The sequence below is a fragment of the Anaerococcus sp. NML200537 genome, from assembly GCF_026131715.1.
In the GTDB taxonomy this organism is placed as follows: Bacteria; Bacillota; Clostridia; order Tissierellales; family Peptoniphilaceae; genus Anaerococcus; species Anaerococcus kampingae.
Window position 1 is genome coordinate 19,549 of sequence record NZ_JAMXSL010000009.1, and the last position, 18,434, is coordinate 37,982.

Sequence of the window (18,434 nt, forward strand, 5' to 3'; positions counted from 1 at the left end):
ATAGAGAGGTATAAGATGAAAAGCAAGTTTAAATATGAAAAGTTAACTCCAATGTTAAAGCACTATGTAGATATGAAAAAAGATTTTAAAGATGCCTTACTCCTTTATAGAGTGGGTGATTTTTATGAAACTTTTTTTGATGATGCTATAATAACTGCTAAAGTATTGTCTTTGACCTTGACAGGAAAAGAATGTGGTCACGAGGATAGGGCGCCTATGTGTGGTGTACCTCATCATGTAGTCGATACTTATGTAAATAAACTTGTGAAAAAAGGATATAAGGTAGCCTTATGTGATCAGGTAGAAGATCCAAAAGAGGCTAAGGGCCTTGTAAAGAGAGCTATAACTAAGGTAATAACTCCAGGAACTTTAACCGATATAGAATCTCTTGATAGGAAAGAAAACAACTATCTTTTATCAATTTTTGAAAATGAATATGGTATAGCCATGTCTTATTGTGATATATCTACAGGAAAGCTTGTATGTCTTGAAATAAAAGCCTTAAGCAAGAGCTTAGGTAAAAAAGCGATTGATCAAATTGAAAAGATAAATCCAGCTGAACTAGTTATAAATTCAAATTATTCCAATCAAGATTTAAAACAATACTTTAATTTAAATAACAATATTTTTCTTAACTACATTAATTTTACTAGTGATTTTGAAAATAGGATAAAAACCATAGTCAAATATTTGGGTAAGGAAAATTTAGAAAAGATATCAGATAAGAGACTTGCAATAATTTCTTTAGCAAATCTACTTGACTATATATATAAGTACTACAATGAAAAATTAGAACATATTAATAATATTGAACTTTTAAAGATCAATGAATATATGGAAATAGAAGCTAATACGAGAAAAAACCTCGAGCTTACAAGGAATTTAAACAACAATAGTAAGGAAAACACACTAATTTCTTTATTAGATGAGGCAGATACAGTAATGGGATCTAGGTTAATTCACGATTGGTTAGAAAGACCCTTAATAGATAGGGATAAGATACAACGAAGGCTTGACTTAGTGGGTGGATTTTATAAGGATAATATTTTATCTAGGAATGTGTCTAATATTTTTGATAGCATATATGATTTAGAAAGAATACTTGCTAAAATCTCTTATAAAAGAGCAAATGCAAGGGATTTAATTTCCCTAAAAAATTCCTTGAAGGACATTCCCAAGCTAAAAGAAATACTAAAAAATTCCAATAATAAGTTAATATCAGCTCTAGGTATTAATCTACCAGATATTGGTGATATTTATGATTTAATTGATAAATCAATAGTAATTGAACCTCCTATAACAATAACTGAGGGAAATTTAATAAAAGAAAACTATAACAAAGACCTTGATGAATTGAAAAACCTATCTAATAACGCGGAAGAAAGGCTTTTAACCTATGAAAAGGAACAAAGAGATCTTACCGGAATTAAGAGTCTAAAAATCATCTATAACAAAAATAATGGTTATTCTATCGAGGTTACAAAATCTAACACTGATAAGGTTGATAAGACATATATAAGAAAACAAACGCTTAAAAATCAGGAAAGATATACTACAGAAGAGCTAGAAAATATTAGCTCACTTATCCTAAACGGTAAGGATAAGATTAATATCCTTGAATATGAGCTTTTTAATAATATTGTAGATAAAATATTAGAATCAACATCAAGACTTCAAGCCCTATCAAAAATGATAGCTAATATTGATTCAATCAATTCTTTAGCTAAAATAGCAGTAAAACATAATTATGTTAAACCAATAATAAATGACGAGCCTGTAATAAAGATAGAATCGGGTAGACATCCTGTTATAGAAATAAATCTAAAAGAAAATGAATTTATAGCTAATGATACAGATATTGGACAGGATGAAAATCTAATACAGATTATTACTGGTCCTAATATGGCAGGTAAATCAACATATATGAGGCAAACTGCACTTATAATAATAATGGCTCAAATCGGTTCATTTGTGCCTGCAAAGAGTGCCCAAATAGGGATTTGCGATAAGATATTTACAAGGATTGGTGCAAGTGATAATATATCAAAAGGTCAGTCTACCTTTATGCTTGAGATGAATGAAGTTTCTAATATTTTGGAAAATTCCACAGATAAATCTTTTGTTATTCTGGATGAAGTTGGTAGGGGAACAAGCTCTGATGATGGCCTAAGCATTGCTATGGCCTTGGTTGAATACTTGTCAAAGCATAAAAAGGTTAAAACTGTTTTTGCTACTCATTTTCATGAATTAACTATTCTAGAAAATGAACTTGATAATGTAACAAATCTTAAAATAGAAATACTTGAAGAAAATAATAACTTAGTGTTTTTAAGAAAGATAAGTAAGGGAAAATCTGACAGGTCCTATGGTATAGAAGTCGCTAAACTAAGCGGGTTACCTGATGAGATAATAGATAATGCAAATAATATAATGAATAGATTATCAAATGAGGATTTCTACGAGGTAGACAAGCAAAAAGAGCTTAAAAATTCAATTGATGAAATAAAGGATAAAAGATTAGAGGATTTAAGAAATTTATCAGAGGAGATAAATATTAACGAGCTTACTCCCCTTGAAGCCCTAAATAAACTTAATATATTAATAGAAAGAATAGGTGAATTATAGTGCCTATAATTAGACTTGATAAAGATACAATTGAAAAAATAGCTGCAGGAGAGGTAATAGAATCTCCTCTTTCTGTTGTCAAAGAACTAGTTGAAAATTCGATTGATGCAAATAGTAAAAATATAACCATTGAAATAAGAAATGGTGGCAAGTCATATATAAGGGTTACTGATGATGGTTCTGGTATCGAAAGTGATCAGATGGAACTTGCCTTTAAAAAACATGCTACAAGTAAAATTACTGCTTTTGACGATTTGTATAAGATTTCCTCATTGGGTTTTAGAGGTGAAGCACTTCCAAGCATAGCAGCCGTGAGTAAGCTTACCGCTATTTCTAAGACTGAAGATTCACCTATAGGTAGTAAGCTTGTGATAAACTCAAAAGATGCCAGCAAGAGCTCGATTGCTACAAATAAAGGTACAAGTATTATAGTAGAAGACTTATTTTATAATATACCTGCTAGGAGAAAATTCTTAAAATCTGACCTAGCAGAGTCGAATAAAATTACAAAGCTTCTATATGCTTTTGCTATAGGTTATCAAGATATATCATTTAAATATATAAAAGATGATAGATTACAATTTAGATCAAGTTCAAATACATCATTCAAGTTAAGTATTGCAGACCTTTTAGATAGTTTACTTGAAGAAAATTTGATAGAATTAAGTGATAATAATGATATTTTTAAGATAAAAGCATATATATCAAACTCAAACTATTATCGTGGAAACAGATCGATGCAATATATATTTGCAAATAAAAGGTTAATTGAAAATGATGAAATAAATTGGGCAATAGAATATCAATATCAAGGCTTGATTCCAAGTGGAAGGTACCCAGCCTTCTTCTTATTTATAGATACCAATCCCAAAAATATAGATGTAAATATTCATCCTAATAAAAAAATAGTTAAATTCTCCTACGAGGCAGAACTTATTGATCTCATAACTAATTCAATTAATAAGACTTTTCAAAAAAATAAAGATATAAAAACCATTAGACAGGAAAGTCCCAAGGAAAATAAAAGTCTTGATTTTAGTGATTATAAGGCTATACTTGACAAATACTCTCCAGTTGAAAATTTAATTAGAGAAAGTCCGAGGGATTATTCGACTGAATATTCTGATAACTTTTTTGATGAATCTTTACCATTGGATTTAGAGGATTTAGAAGAAAATAATGATTTTCATGAAGAAGTTATCGAAGAGAAATTTATAGACGATATACCAACTTATAAGACAAGTTTATTTTCAAGGTATTCAATCTTTGAAGAAAAAGGTAAAGCCTATATACTCGATCATAGAAGAGCGGATGAGAAAGTTAGGATGTCTAAATATATTAGGGAATTTAAAGAAGGGAATATAGCAAAACAGGTTCTCACAGATCCAATAGTCATAGAACTTAAAGTCGATGATGTAAAAAGAGTTAAAGATAAGGTCCAACTTTTTGAGAATATGGGTTTTGATTTAGATTTTATTACGAATAGTAAATTAATAATAAGAGAAATGCCTTTGATATTTGATTTGCCAGAAAATGGAGATTTCTTTTATGATTTGCTAGATATAGATTATGATGACTCAAATAAATTTTTATATAAAAAATTTAGAAAATTAGCAAAGGCTTTATCATTTAGAAAAGGCCACACAATAAACGAAGAAGAGGCTTTATCACTTTATAAAAAGCTTATGGACGAGGAAAATCCATATAAAAATTACGATGGACAAGCTACTTTAATTATGATAGAAAGTAAAGATTTGGAGAAATATTTTGAAAGATAAACTTATAATAATAACAGGTCCTACTGCAAGTGGAAAGAGTGATATAGCTATAAATTTAGCTAGAAAAATAAACAGCCAAATAATTTCTTCTGATAGTCAACAAGTCTACAGATATATGGATATAGGAACAAACAAGGTTGATGATTTCACGGTGGATCATCATCTAATAAATCTTGTTAATCCAGATGAGAATTTTACAGTTGAAGATTTTAGAAATGAGGCCCTTAACATTATTAGAAAATTAAATGATAATGGTCTTACCCCGATTATGACAGGTGGAACTGGATTTTATATAGATTCTATTTTATTTGATATGAATTATGGGAATGTTAGTAAAAATCAAGAATTAAGAGATAAGTTAGATTCTGAAGCAGATGAATTTGGAAATGATTATTTATTTGAGAAACTAAAGGAGGTTGATCCAGAAAGTGCAAGTAAATATCATCCGAATGAGAGGAATAGAATAATAAGAGCTCTTGAAATTTATAAGGAAACAGGTGTAAAGGCTTCAGTTCAAAGGACTGGAGAAAGAGTCCTAAATAATGATATAGACCCTATTTTGTTTTTCTTAAATTACGAGAGTAGAGATATATTGTATAAAAAAATCAACATTAGAGTTGAGCAAATGATTGACCAAGGCCTTATTGAAGAATTTAAATATTTGATTGAAAGGTTTAATCTTACACCTGATAACCAGTCTATGTCTGCAATAGGATACAAGGAAATATTTCCATATATAAATGAAGAAATAAATAAGGATGAGTTAATAGAAACTATCGCTCAAAATACAAGACGATACGCAAAAAGACAAATAACATGGATGAAAAGATATAAGAATTATCCATTTTGCCACGAGATACTAATGGACAAACTTAGTAAAGAAGACGCAGGAATGATAATAGAAAGCATAATAAAGGATGTTTATGGACTATAATGATATTTACGATAATTATAATTTAGATGATTCTTTTGATAAAATTATAGAAGACTCAGAGAAAGAATTAAGAGAAATATTTGAAAAGCACGAGGCTATTAGTGAATTTAACCAAGCTAAGGTTCTGAGTGCTTTTAATAAGAATGCTTTGCAAACAAGTGATTTTAACTCTTCCACAGGTTATGGATATGCAGATACTGGTAGGGATACTATAGAAAATATCTTTTCAAGTATCTTTAAGTCTGAGGATAGTTTGGTAAGACCCTCTATTGTATCAGGTACTCATGCTCTTTCTATCGTTTTATTTTCACTATTAAACTATGGTGATAAACTTCTATCTATAACTGATGATCCATATGATACAATGCAGCAAGTAATAGGTATAGCTGGAAATAAAAAAGGAACCTTGCTTGAAAAGGGAATCTTGTATGATAAACTTGACTTAAATGATGATGGATCAATCAAATATGAAGAGATTAAAGATAAAATAGATGATAAGACTAAGGTCATTCTAATTCAAAGATCGACTGGTTACAGCCAAAGAAGAGCCTTTACAATAGAAGAGATAAAAAAGGCTATAGATGAGATTAGAATAGACAACAAAGATGTTATTATTTTTATTGATAATTGTTATGGAGAATTTACTGAAGATAAGGAACCTATAGAAGTTGGCGCTGATATAATAGCAGGATCATTAATTAAAAATCTTGGTGGGGGAATAGCGGTGACAGGAGGTTATATAACGGGTAAAAGCGATCTCATAGAATATTGTTCAAACACCCTTACAGCTCCAGGTATTGGCAAGGATGAAGGATTAAGCTTTGGAACAAATAGATTGGTAGCAGAAGGATTGTATTTTGCTCCGCATGTTGTTAAAGAATCAATAAAAGTAGCACTTTTATTTGCATCTGTGTTTACAAAATTAGGTTATGAAGTAACCCCGAGCTTAGAAGATCCAAGGTCAGATATAATATTGGCTATAAAACTAGAAGATCCAGATAAACTTAAAACTTTTTGTAAGTCAATCCAAGAAGCTTGTACTGTCGACTCAACTTTCATTCCTGAAGCATACCCAATGCCAGGATATGAAGACCCTGTAATAATGGCTGCTGGAGGGTTTGTAGAAGGTGCTACATCTGAACTATCAGCAGATGGACCATTAAGAGAGCCATATATGGCTTATTTGCAAGGTGGACTTAATTACTATCATGGGAAATTAGCTCTAAAGATAGTCTTAAACAGATTAAAAAATAATAATTTAATATAAATTTTATCGCCCAAAGAGCTTCTTGCTTATAAGGGCGATTTTTATTATAAGTTCAGTTTAGATAAAGGGTTCTTATTAATTGCATTCTTAAGATCTTCATCATCTAGGTGGGTGTAAATTTGTGTGGTAGATACTGAGACATGTCCTAAAATATCTTTTAGGGCTCTTATGTCAACATCTCCATACTTATACATTAGAGTTGCAGCGGTGTGTCTTAACTTATGGGTTGAGTATATACTTGTGTCAAAGCCGGATTTCTTGAGGTATTTGTCTATTGTAGCCTGGACAGCTCTATTTGAAATTCTCTTTTTCCTAGTAGATATAAATAGTGCATTTATATTATCGTCTTTAAGATAATCAGACCTAATTATAATATAGGAATTGATGAGGTCTAAGCAATTTTTGGTTAAATAAACCGTGCGCTCTTTATTCCCTTTTCCTATAATATTGAAACTATCTTTATTAACATCAGATAAGTCTATACTTACTAACTCTGATAGACGCATGCCGGTGGTTAAGAAGGTAAAAACCATAGCAAGATCTCTAGATCTTAAAAATTCATTCTTTTCTTTATTTATTTCGTTAAGTAAGACCTCAGTCTCTGCAAGAGTTAAATAAACAGGTTGTCTTTGGCTGATTTTAGGGTTTGTGAGTTTGGTGGCGTTGTTAGTATCTATGATTTCAATTTCATTGTACATATATTTATAGAAAGATTTGATAGCTGAAATTTTTCTTGACCTAGTTGTAGCTGAATCATTTTTATCATTGTCTAGATAAGAGAGAAATGCATAGAAATCTTGCATGGACATCTGTTCAAAAAACTTACTATCTATATAGGAATTTATTTTGGTAAAATTAAAATTTTTAATGTAAGAGTCTTTGTCTCCAGAATATATTTTTCTTATAATTTCAAATTCAATAAACGTTATAAGATCATATTCGTATTCTTTAATAGTAGATGAAGAAAGACCTTTAATGGATTTTAAATAGTTTAGATAGTCTATAAGTATAAGGGGTTTTACAAATTTTTCCATAATTACTCCTGATAATATTTATAAAAATCTTTAAAATGACTTCACATTAATATTTATATAGATATTATACTCAAAGATTAATCAATAACAAATTATTGCACAAAATTGTTATTTTGTGCAATAATTTTATAGTTGACGTACATCCTGTTCTCAGACTTTTTTCGAAGAAATATTTCGTTGGATAAGATGATTATCATGATGTACTTCTACGGATTTTTTTAGTATGATTGTATCATTTGTAATTTAAACTTTGGTCAAGTTGGAACTTAGATTTGAATTTTTTATTTTTATAAGTTAAAATCCTTAAAACTAATTTTCATTAGAGATTGAAAATATACACGCTCTATTTTGACTTCTAAGCGATTTTAAATTTTTAATGGTGTATTTATACCTTTAAAATTCCACTAAAAAACTGCCAAATTACTTGGCAGTTTGTTTAAATAATTAATTAAACATTATTTTGCAAAATCTATCGCTTTGGACTCTCTTAATAAGTTCACTTTGATTTCACCTGGATACTCTAATTCATTTTCGATTTTCTTTGCAATATCTCTAGCAATTACAACCATTTCGTCATCTGATACCTTGTCTGGTTTGACTAATATTCTTAGCTCTCTACCAGCTTGTAGAGCAAATGATTTTTCAACACCATCGAATGAATTTGCAATTTTTTCTAGATTCTCAAGTCTCTTGATATAATTTTCAAGACTTTCACGTCTAGCACCTGGTCTAGCAGCGCTTATTGCGTCTGCTGTTTGAACTAGGATTGATTCAACACAATTTGGTTCAACATCTCCATGATGTGATTCTATAGCGTTAACTACATATTTGTTTTCGCCGTATTTTACAGCTGCTTCTACACCCAGTGTTATGTGTGTACCTTCTTGTTCTTGGTCTATCGCTTTACCAAGATCGTGTAGCAACCCACCACGTCTAGCTAATTGGGCGTCAGCACCTATTTCTTCGGCTAGCATTCCAGCTAAGAGCGCTACTTCTACAGAGTGATTCAAGATATTTTGACCGTAGGATGTTCTAAATTTCATCTTACCCACCAGCCTTATTAACTGTGGATGAAGATTCATTATTCCTACTTTTTCTGCAGCTGCCTCACCATCTTCTATGATTCTAGCTTCTACTTCGTCTGTAGCCTTTTGAAGCATTTCTTCAATTCTAGATGGATTTATTCTTCCATCTTGAATTAACTTCTCTAGTGCAACTTTGGCTATTTCGCGTCTTACAGGTTCAAAACATGATATCACTACTGCTTCTGGAGTATCATCTATTATAAGGTCTACTCCTGATGCTTGTTCGAAAGCTCTTATATTTCTACCTTCACGACCTATAATTCTACCTTTCATTTCATCTTTTGGAAGGGAGATTACAGATACTGTATTCTCTGAAACTTGCTCTGGGGCGAATCTTTGGATAGTGGTAGCTAATATTTCTGTTGCAATCTTTTTACTTTCAGATTTAATTCTTTCTTCAGCTTCCTTTATCATTCTAGCTGATTCATGAATTGTCTCTGATTTTACTCTAGCTAATATAATTTCTTTAGCTTCGTTGTTGGTTAGTCCAGCGATATTTTGTAGCTCCAACTCTTGTTGTTCTATTAACTTGTCAATTCTTTCTTCTTTTTGTTTCAATTTTTTCTGATCACTAGAGATTTGATCAGACTTCTTGTCAATCAATAAAGATCTATTGTCTAAACTTTCTTCTTTCTTTATCAAACGTGCTTCTCTTTTGTTAAGTTCGGCTCTTGTTTGATTTAGCATTTCTTCATTTTCAGATTTCAACTTTGATATTTCATCTTTAGCATCGATTAGAGTTTCTCTTCTTAATGCTTCTGCTTGTTTATTAGCGTCATCTATGATTTGCCTACTTAAATTTTCGGCACTACCAATCTTAGATTCACCAATTTTCTTACGATAAAGATAGCCAAAATAAAAAGCTAACAATACGAAGGCGACAACTATGATGAGAACAACTATTGGATTTAAATTATCAAACATCATATCACCTCCAATAATATGGAAAATTCATTCCAATAATTATTATACCCGATTTTTATAATTATACGAAATAGTTTTCATTTGAAATAAAAAAAGCAGCCTAAGCTACTTTTTGTGAGGTATTATTCTTGCTGGAGAGCCAACTGCAGTTGAATCACTTGGAACATCAGAAAGAACAACAGAGTTTGCTCCAATCATGCTGTTATCTCCTATGTGAATATTGCCTAGCAATACAGCACCAGCTCCTATCATTACATTGTTACCGATAGTTGGATGCCTTTTAACTTTTTTATTTGTAATTGCGCCTAGAGTTACTGAATGATATATTAAGACATCATCACCAATTTCAGCTGTTTCTCCAATAACTGTTGCCATTCCATGGTCTATGTAACATCTGCGTCCTATTTTAGCTCCTGGATGGATTTCAATACCAGTTTCCATTCTAGCTTTATAGGCAGTTTCCTCTGCCTCATACAATTTACCCTCTAGAAATAATTTATGGGCAATATAATGGGCTAGTAGAGCCTTAATTCCAGCAGAGAAGAGGACTGCCTCCTCTTTACTCTTTAATGCTGGATCTTTTTTTAGGGCGTTTTCTATTAATTCTTCTTTATATTGGTTATAATTCAACATTTCCGTATAACTCAGTTGATAGATATCTCTCACCTGTATCAGGTAGAACAGTTACCACAACTTTCCCCTCTCCTAATTTATCTGCTATCTCTATAGCGCCTTTAACATTGGCACCCGATGATATACCAACAGCTAATCCTTCGTTATTTGCTAAAAATCTAGACATTTCTATTGCATCATCACCTTTTACATCTACTATTCCATCGACTATATCAAAATCAAGGTTCTTTGGTATGAAGTTACCACCTATACCTTGGATCTTATGGCCACTGGCCTTGCCTCCTGATAAAAGTGGACTTTCAGCAGGTTCGATAGCAAATATTTTGGTATTTGGGTTAGCTTCTTTTAATTTTCTACCAACACCTGTTACAGTTCCTCCTGTACCTACTCCAGCTATAAAGGCATCTGGACTAATTTCTGCTAGAATTTCAGGTCCGGTTGTTTCGTAGTGCGCTTTAATATTAGCAGGATTTGAAAATTGGTCCGGCATGAAATAGCCGTTTTCTTCAGCTAATTCTTTAGCTTTATCAACGGATCCTTGTAAGGCGCCTTCTGTAGTTCTTATGACTTTAGCGCCATATGCCATAGCAAGTTTTGCTCTTTCTATACTCATAGATGCAGGCATAGTTAGGATTAAGTTGTAACCTTTTGCAGCTGCTAGAGCAGCAAGGGCTACACCAGTGTTACCGCTAGTAGGTTCTACAATTGTTCCGCCTTTTTTTAATTCTCCACTTTTTTCTGCTTCTTCTATCATGTAAAGAGCAATCCTATCCTTGATAGAACCAGCTATATTGTTTTTTTCTACCTTTACATAAATATCAGCTCTTCCCTCTTTTTTAAGAGAATTAAGCTTTAGTAATGGTGTGTTACCTATTAGTTCTGTTGGATGATTTTTAATAGTCATAAATATCCTTTCTTTTTATATATAATCATTAACAAATGATTTAAAGTGTTATTTCTTACATTTTTACTATACTTTAAAAAGCAATCTTTTAAAATTTTTATAAAAAAAGAGAGCACAAGGCTCTCTACATTAAGTATTTTAATTTAATTGAGGTGCTTTCCCAGTTTTTCTTAATTTATCTAACTGTTCCAAGGCGAATTTTAATGAGTCTTCAGGTGCTTTTGCTATTTTTTTCATTTTTGTTTTACCAAATAGGTTTGTATAAGAACCATCTGCCCAAAAGATATTTCTTTTAAACATTGCTGTAATTAGAGCATAAATTGGATTTAGAAGATTTACAAATGCAAAAGGGAAGAATTTTATAGGGCTTACACCTAGTGTTTTCATTTGGTATGCGCCGCAAGCAGTCCAAGGAAACATTACAGCCCATAGGGTGCCTGCATCTTCTAGAGTTCTTGATAACATATTACGAGAAAGTCCAAGTTCATCGTACTTATCTTCGTATAAAGGAGCTGGTACTCCAATTCCTAAAAATTGGTCGCACATGGTAGCATCACAGAAAATTGATGTAAGCATGGTTAAACCTACTAGACCACCAACTGTATCAATTCTTTCTTTTAAGTGAGAGAAAAGTTTTTTAATTATACCAGCTTTTTCTAATGCTCCTCCAAATGAAACTGCCAGGAGTATGAGATTAACTGTCCACATTTGATTATCCATTCCACCCTTCGCTAGCGCTTTATCTACAAAATCATTCCTTGTCTCAATACTTGGTCCGTAGTGGAGAATTGCAAATATTTCAGCTAGAGATCTTTGCTTTTGAAAAATGATTGAAAATACCAAGCCAACGCATACAGAAATAATTACTCCAGCAAGACCTTCAATTCTTAAAACACAAAGTAAAATAATTAATAATATTGGCAAAAGAACTAGTGGATTTAAATTAAAATTGCTTACGAGTGCACTTTTTATTCCTTCAGCTATATTTGGATCATAGTTTACAATATTAGCCCTTAGCCCTATCAGAGTGTAAAGGATTAACGATATAATAAAGGTAGGCCCAGTTGTAGAAACCATTGCTGTTACATGATCAAATAAACCTGTCTTAGCAACACCGGCTGCAAGGTTAGTTGTATCTGATAAAGGAGAGAATTTATCACCTATGTAAGCTCCTGAGATTACCATACCAGCAGTTATGGCAGGATTTATTCCAAGACCCTGTCCTATAGTCATAAAAGCTATACCTATTGTCGCTGTTGCAGTCCATGATGACCCGCATGATAGACTGACTATAGATGTTATTATGCATCCAATTGGTAGAAAAAGTTTTGGATTTAACAACTCTAAACCATAGTAGATTAGGGCAGGTATTTTTCCAGAAATCATAAAGGATGATATTAATAAACCAACAGTTAATAATATTAAAATGGCATCGAGAGTTGTTCTAATTCTATCTATCATTCCATCAAGCATTTCTCTAAAGCTTCTTCCACACATAAGCCCTACAAGAGAAGCTACCATAATTCCGCAAATAAGTGGAAGGTGAGCTGCATCATAAATATTTTCCTCACCATTTTTGGCGATTACAAAGACATAAATCATTAGACTTACCATGGTAAATATTGGAAGAACTGCTTCAAATAAATTTGGTAGTCTAATTTTAGTTTCATTTTTCATAATAACTCCTTAAATACATTATTGTAATAAATTATATCTATATATACTACACTTTATTGATAAAAAAATCAACTATCAATTTAATTTATTATTTAAATAACTCATTACTTAGATTAGTGAACATCAATAGTCATTAGCTTCTCCTACTATATAGGCTGAATTTAGAGGCCTAAGTTTATATTTTTTAATAAAAAAATCTCTCACAAGGCATTACTCTACACCTTATGAGAGATTTATTAGAGATATAATCTCCTAATATTAAATTATAGGTTCATTTGACCTGCTACTTCTGCTGCGAAGTCTTCTTCTTTCTTTTCAAGACCTTCGCCTACTTCAAATCTAGCAAATCTTCTAATTTTGATGTTTTCTCCAACACCATTAGCTGTATCTCTTAGTAATTGTTCTATTGTTTGATCAGGATTTTTAATGAATGCTTGATCTAATAGGCATACTTCAGAGAACCATTTTTTAAGTCTTCCTTCAACCTTTTTCTCAGCTATCATTTGTTTTTTATCTTCTGGCATATTTTCATTTGCCTCATTCATAGCTTGTTTGATTAGGATTTCTTTTTGTTCAGCTACATCTGCTTCATCAGCATCTGCTTCTGATATATATTTAGGATTGCTTGCAGCAATGTGCATAGCAAGGTCTTTAGCAAATTGCTTAACAGAATCTGTGTTTGCTGAGAAATCTGTTTCAGTATTGATTTCTACAATTACACCAATTTTATCATTGTGGATGTAAGAACCAATTACACCTTCTGCAGCAATTCTACCTGCTTTTTTATCTAGTGTAGCTTGACCTTTTTCTCTAAGGATTTTTTGAGCCTTATCGATATCACCGCCGGCTTCTTCAAGGGCCTTTTTACAGTCCATCATTCCAGCGCCAGATCTTTCTCTTAATTCTTTTACTAATTTTGCACTAATTGCCATCTTTTACCCCTTTATTATTCTGCTTCGTTTTCTTCGAATGCTTGTGTCTCGATTTCTTCAGCTGCTTCTTTTAGTTCTTCTTCAGAAACTTCTTCTTCTTCAGTTTCTATAGAATCATCAGCTTCTTCAGTATCTTCTTCAAATGCCTCTTCATCTGCTGATGGGTCAAATTCGTTACCTTGATTAGCTTCTATTACAGCATCTGCCATAACTGATGTTATAAGCTTTACAGCTCTTATTGCATCATCGTTTCCTGGTATTGCAATATCAACTAAATCTGGGTCACAGTTTGTATCGACAATTGCAACTACTGGGATTCCAAGAATTTTAGCTTCATGTACAGCTATAGATTCTTCACCTGGATCAACTACAAATAATACATCTGGTAGTTCAACCATATCTTTGATACCGCCAAGGTTTCTTTCTAGTTTATCCATTTCTTTTTGATATTGTAGAACTTCTTTTTTAGGTAGAAGATCAAATGTTCCATCTTCTTCCATCTTTTCATATCTTTGAAGTTTTTCTACACTTTTTCTTATTGTTTTGAAGTTTGTAAGCATTCCACCTAACCATCTGTGAGATACATAGTATTGACCAGATCTCTTTGCTTCAGTTTGGATAGAGTCTTGTGCTTGTTTTTTTGTACCTACAAATAGAACCTTACCTCCATCAGCTACTATATCTCTAATAGCTTTGTAAGCATCTTCTATTTGGTTAGCTGTCTTTTGAAGATCAACTATATAGATACCGTTTCTTTCTGTGAAGATGTATTTTGCCATTTTAGGGTTCCATCTTCTAGTTTGGTGTCCAAAGTGTACACCGGCTTCTAATAATTTTTTCATTGAAACTACTGCCATATTTACCTCCGTTTGTTCTTCCACTTACTTCAACTGCTTATATAACCTGATAGGCAACGATATAAGCATCCCTAAGTGTGATTGTTGTAGTACTGATATAGTATACCCCTAAAAACCTATATTTCAACATTAAAACATAGCTTCTACAAAAGATTTTGAATCAAATTTTTGTAAGTGGTCTATTCCTTCACCAACTCCTATATATTTGACTGGTACTTTAACTTCTACTTGTAGAGGAAATATTACTCCTCCTTTGGCTGTACCATCAAGTTTTGTTAGGATAAGACCAGTTATATCCGTAACATTTTTAAATTCTCTTAGCTGACTTACTGCGTTTTGGCCAGTTGCTGCATCTAGAACCAAAAGATTTTCCCTATGGGCATTGACCGCGTGGGTGTCAATAGTTCTATTTATTTTATCAAGCTCCTGCATAAGATTTTTCTTATTATGAAGCCTACCAGCTGTATCGCATATAAGAACATCCACATCATTGCTTCTTGCAGATTTAATAGCATCAAATATTACTGCAGATGGATCAGCCCCTTCTTTATCAGCAATCATCTCTACATTAGCTCTTTGAGCCCATTCACCCAATTGCTCAATTGCAGCTGCTCTAAATGTATCAGCAGCGGCAAGCATTACGTTTTTGCCTTCTTTTTTGAAATTATTAGCGAGTTTGCCTATTGTTGTTGTTTTACCTACTCCATTTACTCCTATGACTAGGATAACAGTTAAATCACCTTCCTTATAGGTGATTGAATTATCAAGATTGTTCTCATCTAGTTTGCTAATCATTATTTCTTTAAGAAGAGGATAGATTTGCTCACTTTCTTTTATTGATCTTTTCTTTATTTCATCCCTTAGTGTATCAACAATATCAACTGTTGATGTCATTCCAATGTCAGCAGATATTAAAATTTCTTCTAGTTCATCATATAAATCATCGTCGATTTTAACATTCCTTGTGAATAAATTCTTAAGATTTGATGTGAAATTATCTCTTGTTTTTGTAAGACCTTTTTTTAGCCTTTCAAAGATTGATTCACTTTTTTCTGTAGGTTCATTATCTCCTATAGAATCTGATACTTTCTCATCTTCGTTGGAATCTGAGATGGATTCTGATGTTTTCTCATCTTTTGTTAGATCAATGAATCTTCCTGATTTTTCTTTATTCTCAGTCTTTTTCTCTTGATTTTGAATTTCTTCTTCAGTATTGAATTTGTTGTATTCATTATAAGAATTATAGGTATTGAAATCATCATTATCTAGATTATTATCAATGGTTTCAGATTCTTCATTATCAGATTTATCCTCAATGGATTCTAACTCTGATTTTTCATCTATTATTTCTTCTTTTTTTTCAATTTCATCTTTTTTCTTTTTTCTTCTTAAAAAATCAAACATTTATACTCCTTAATTCATATTAGCCGGATTGATAGAAACTATAAAAGATGTATCTTTATATTCGTTTATAAAATCATTTCTTATCCACTTTATATGGTCTCTAACTTCATCAAGGTCCTTATCTGAGGCCTTTATAAGAATATTATACCTGAATTTATTATTTATTCTTGATATCTTACATGGGTTAGGTCCGATTATTTCAACATCTAAAAGTTCTTTGTTTACAACCCTTAGTGTATCAGTCATTTGTTTTGAAATTTCTACTGCTCTTACCCTATCGCTATTTACTACCCTAATAGATATCAAATTTTTATAGGGTGGGTAGGCAAAGGCATTTCTTATATTTAGCTCGCTTTTTAAAAAGCTTGAATAGTCATTATTTTTAACAGCTTGTATAACGAAATTATCTGGTTTATAGGTTTGAATTATCGCTCGTCCTAATTTAGATGACCTTCCTGCCCTTCCAGATACCTGGGTTAGGAGCTGGAAGGCTGTTTCCTGGGCAGAAAAATCTCCTACATTTAAGGAAAGATCAGCTGCTATTATTCCTACTAAGGTTACATTTTCAAAGTCAAGACCTTTAGCTATCATTTGCGTTCCAAGAAGTATATCAATATTACCATTTTTCATATTTTTATACATTTGATCGTATTTGGCTCTGTTGGTTGCAACCATAGAGTCCATTCTGAGGATATTTGCCCCCTTAAATAAGGACCTTACTTCCTCTTCTAGTTTTTCGGTACCAGCTCCAAATTCTTTGATTTTTTTTGAGTGGCAATTTGGGCAAATAGTAACTTGGTTTTTTGTTCGACCGCAATAATGGCAGACAAGTTTATTAACATTTTTATGATATGTCATTGCGACATCGCAGGCTTCACACTTTACGACATAACCGCAAGATCTACAAAAAGTAAAGGAATCATGTCCTATTTTATTTAGAAATAAAATTGTTTGTTCATGGTTTTCTAGATTTTTTCTTATTTCTTCTTGTAATCTCAATGAAAGCATAGAATAATTAGAATTTTTAAGCTCTTCCCTCATATCAATAATTGATAATTCAGGCATGACTTTATTTACCCTTTGTTTGAGAGTTAAGATTTCATATTTTCCATCCATAGCATCTTTCATCGTATTTATCGATGGTGTAGCTGATGCTAGTATTAGTTTGGCTTTTTGGTAGTTTGCTCTAAAGTTTGCTATATCACTTGTATGATACTTTGGATCTTGGGCTGATATATATGATTTGTCATGTTCTTCATCTATTATTATGGCGCCCAAATTTTTAAATGGAGCAAAGATTGCTGATCTGGCTCCTATGGCTATTTTTACTTCACCATTTTTTATCATTCGCCATTGGTTAAATCTTTCTTTTGGAGTTAGCCTTGAGTGCATAATTGCTATTTTTTGTTTAAATCTACCCACAAATCTCTCTATGGTTTGAGGTGTTAGGGAAATTTCCGGGACCAAAATGATGGCTTCTTTACCTTCATTAATAGTTTCTTCTACAACTTGTAAAAATATTTCTGTTTTACCAGATCCTGTTACACCGAATAACAAATATTTACCACTATCTTTTGACTCTATTTTGTTAAAAGCCTTTGCTTGCTCTTCATTTAAAACATGGCTTTTGTAGTCTTTGTGGTCGACTATTAGGGATTTTTCACTTTCTTTTTCAAATTTTTCAATAATATTTTTATCTTCTAGAGATTTTATTGATGAAGTACTTGCAGAGGTGGCTTGTAAAAGGATTTTTTGTTCACTTGTACCATTTTCCTTAAGATATGATACAATTTCTATTTGTTTTTTAGCATTTTTAGGCAGTGAAGCTTTATTATCTATAAGCTTAATAAAGGTATCGTAGGATACTTTATGTTTATCTTTAGCATCATATATAAGCTTTACCATATCTTTTTCTAAATAGGAGTAAAGTTTATCTAATTTATCTGGAAACTTTTTGACAAATTCTTCTTTAGATTTTTTACGGGATAAGAATTGTAGTATTTCGTCATCGCTTTTTATTTTACTCTGATAATAAGTATTGATTTTATCAATGCTAGTTGGTGGCAAAACTTGCTTTAAAGATAGCTGAATTGGAGAAAGATATGTCTTTGACATATAGAATGCTAGGTCGATTAATTCATTATCAATTAGCTTATTTTCATCAATTATAGATATAATATCTTTTGTTTTAAAATCTTCATCAAGTTCATCAATTATTTCATAAACAAAAGCAACGCTAGTCTTATTGCCCTTACCGAATGGCACTAAAACTCTCATTGCTCTTTTTAATTTATTATTTAATTTTTCTGGTATATGATAGGTAAAAGACCTATTTAAAAATCGGCTCTTACTATCAATAATTACTTTTGCGTACAATATA

Annotated in this window: 13 protein-coding genes; 4 read left to right on the top strand and 9 right to left on the bottom strand. The window is 31.8% G+C overall.

All coding sequences use genetic code 11. The annotated features are described in order from the left end of the window. Positions 1–15: 15 nt before the first annotated feature. From mutS to NH288_RS03825, 4 genes are read left to right on the top strand one after another with little or no spacing between them, the layout of a single operon-like run. The gene (mutS, locus tag NH288_RS03810) at positions 16–2,625 is read left to right on the top strand and encodes a DNA mismatch repair protein MutS (RefSeq protein WP_265213211.1); all 2,610 of its coding nucleotides are present in this window, start codon (positions 16–18) and stop codon (positions 2,623–2,625) included. Beyond that, positions 2,625–4,403 carry a DNA mismatch repair endonuclease MutL gene (gene mutL / locus NH288_RS03815; RefSeq protein ID WP_265213213.1) on the top strand — a complete coding sequence of 593 codons (1,779 nt, stop codon included), beginning with the start codon at positions 2,625–2,627 and terminating at the stop codon, positions 4,401–4,403. The genes mutS and mutL overlap by 1 nt, the downstream gene beginning before the upstream one ends. Further along, positions 4,393–5,337: a tRNA (adenosine(37)-N6)-dimethylallyltransferase MiaA gene (gene miaA / locus NH288_RS03820; protein ID WP_265213215.1), complete on the top strand. Its 945-nt coding sequence runs from the start codon at positions 4,393–4,395 to the stop codon at positions 5,335–5,337. The genes mutL and miaA overlap by 11 nt, the downstream gene beginning before the upstream one ends. Beyond that, positions 5,327–6,604: an aminotransferase class I/II-fold pyridoxal phosphate-dependent enzyme gene (locus NH288_RS03825; protein WP_265213216.1), complete on the top strand. Its 1,278-nt coding sequence runs from the start codon at positions 5,327–5,329 to the stop codon at positions 6,602–6,604. The genes miaA and NH288_RS03825 overlap by 11 nt, the downstream gene beginning before the upstream one ends. 44 nt (positions 6,605–6,648) lie before the next feature. Here NH288_RS03825 and NH288_RS03830 read toward each other — a convergent pair whose 3' ends face one another. The 9 genes from NH288_RS03830 to priA form a co-directional block, all read right to left on the bottom strand. Beyond that, the gene (locus NH288_RS03830; RefSeq protein ID WP_265213218.1) at positions 6,649–7,638 is read right to left on the bottom strand and encodes a tyrosine recombinase XerC; all 990 of its coding nucleotides are present in this window, start codon (positions 7,636–7,638) and stop codon (positions 6,649–6,651) included. Positions 7,639–8,093: 455 nt separating this feature from the next. Then, positions 8,094–9,650 carry a ribonuclease Y gene (gene rny / locus NH288_RS03835; protein WP_265213220.1) on the bottom strand — a complete coding sequence of 519 codons (1,557 nt, stop codon included), beginning with the start codon at positions 9,648–9,650 and terminating at the stop codon, positions 8,094–8,096. Positions 9,651–9,752: 102 nt separating this feature from the next. Next, positions 9,753–10,280, bottom strand: coding sequence for a serine O-acetyltransferase EpsC (epsC, locus tag NH288_RS03840; RefSeq protein WP_265213222.1), 528 nt, complete (start codon positions 10,278–10,280; stop codon positions 9,753–9,755). Beyond that, on the bottom strand, positions 10,267–11,184 hold the full coding sequence (cysK, locus tag NH288_RS03845) for a cysteine synthase A (RefSeq protein WP_265213223.1): 918 nt from the start codon (positions 11,182–11,184) through the stop codon (positions 10,267–10,269). The genes epsC and cysK overlap by 14 nt, the downstream gene beginning before the upstream one ends. A 138-nt stretch (positions 11,185–11,322) precedes the next feature. Beyond that, a complete protein-coding gene (gene nhaC, locus NH288_RS03850; protein WP_265213224.1) occupies positions 11,323–12,861 on the bottom strand; it encodes a Na+/H+ antiporter NhaC in 1,539 nt (512 codons plus the stop codon). A 263-nt stretch (positions 12,862–13,124) separates the two neighbouring features. Continuing rightward, positions 13,125–13,793 (bottom strand): translation elongation factor Ts, encoded by a 669-nt coding sequence (tsf, locus tag NH288_RS03855; protein WP_265213226.1) that lies wholly within the window; start codon positions 13,791–13,793, stop codon positions 13,125–13,127. Positions 13,794–13,807: 14 nt separating this feature from the next. Continuing rightward, a complete protein-coding gene (gene rpsB, locus NH288_RS03860) occupies positions 13,808–14,650 on the bottom strand; it encodes a 30S ribosomal protein S2 (RefSeq protein WP_265213228.1) in 843 nt (280 codons plus the stop codon). Between the two features lie 129 nt (positions 14,651–14,779). Further along, positions 14,780–16,054 (bottom strand): signal recognition particle-docking protein FtsY, encoded by a 1,275-nt coding sequence (ftsY, locus tag NH288_RS03865; RefSeq protein WP_265213229.1) that lies wholly within the window; start codon positions 16,052–16,054, stop codon positions 14,780–14,782. A gap of 9 nt (positions 16,055–16,063) precedes the next feature. Further along, on the bottom strand, positions 16,064–18,430 hold the full coding sequence (priA, locus tag NH288_RS03870; RefSeq protein WP_265213231.1) for a primosomal protein N': 2,367 nt from the start codon (positions 18,428–18,430) through the stop codon (positions 16,064–16,066). Positions 18,431–18,434 lie beyond the last annotated feature (4 nt).

Bases quoted from the DNA above. Each gene is read 5' to 3' on its own strand.
- mutS (WP_265213211.1), top strand. From the start codon at position 16: ATGAAAAGCAAGTTTAAATATGAAAAGTTAACTCCAATGTTAAAGCAC.
- NH288_RS03825 (WP_265213216.1), top strand. From the start codon at position 5,327: ATGGACTATAATGATATTTACGATAATTATAATTTAGATGATTCTTTT.
- NH288_RS03830 (WP_265213218.1), bottom strand. From the start codon at position 7,638: ATGGAAAAATTTGTAAAACCCCTTATACTTATAGACTATCTAAACTAT.
- rny (WP_265213220.1), bottom strand. From the start codon at position 9,650: ATGATGTTTGATAATTTAAATCCAATAGTTGTTCTCATCATAGTTGTC.
- epsC (WP_265213222.1), bottom strand. From the start codon at position 10,280: ATGTTGAATTATAACCAATATAAAGAAGAATTAATAGAAAACGCCCTA.
- cysK (WP_265213223.1), bottom strand. From the start codon at position 11,184: ATGACTATTAAAAATCATCCAACAGAACTAATAGGTAACACACCATTA.
- nhaC (WP_265213224.1), bottom strand. From the start codon at position 12,861: ATGAAAAATGAAACTAAAATTAGACTACCAAATTTATTTGAAGCAGTT.
- tsf (WP_265213226.1), bottom strand. From the start codon at position 13,793: ATGGCAATTAGTGCAAAATTAGTAAAAGAATTAAGAGAAAGATCTGGC.
- rpsB (WP_265213228.1), bottom strand. From the start codon at position 14,650: ATGGCAGTAGTTTCAATGAAAAAATTATTAGAAGCCGGTGTACACTTT.
- ftsY (WP_265213229.1), bottom strand. From the start codon at position 16,054: ATGTTTGATTTTTTAAGAAGAAAAAAGAAAAAAGATGAAATTGAAAAA.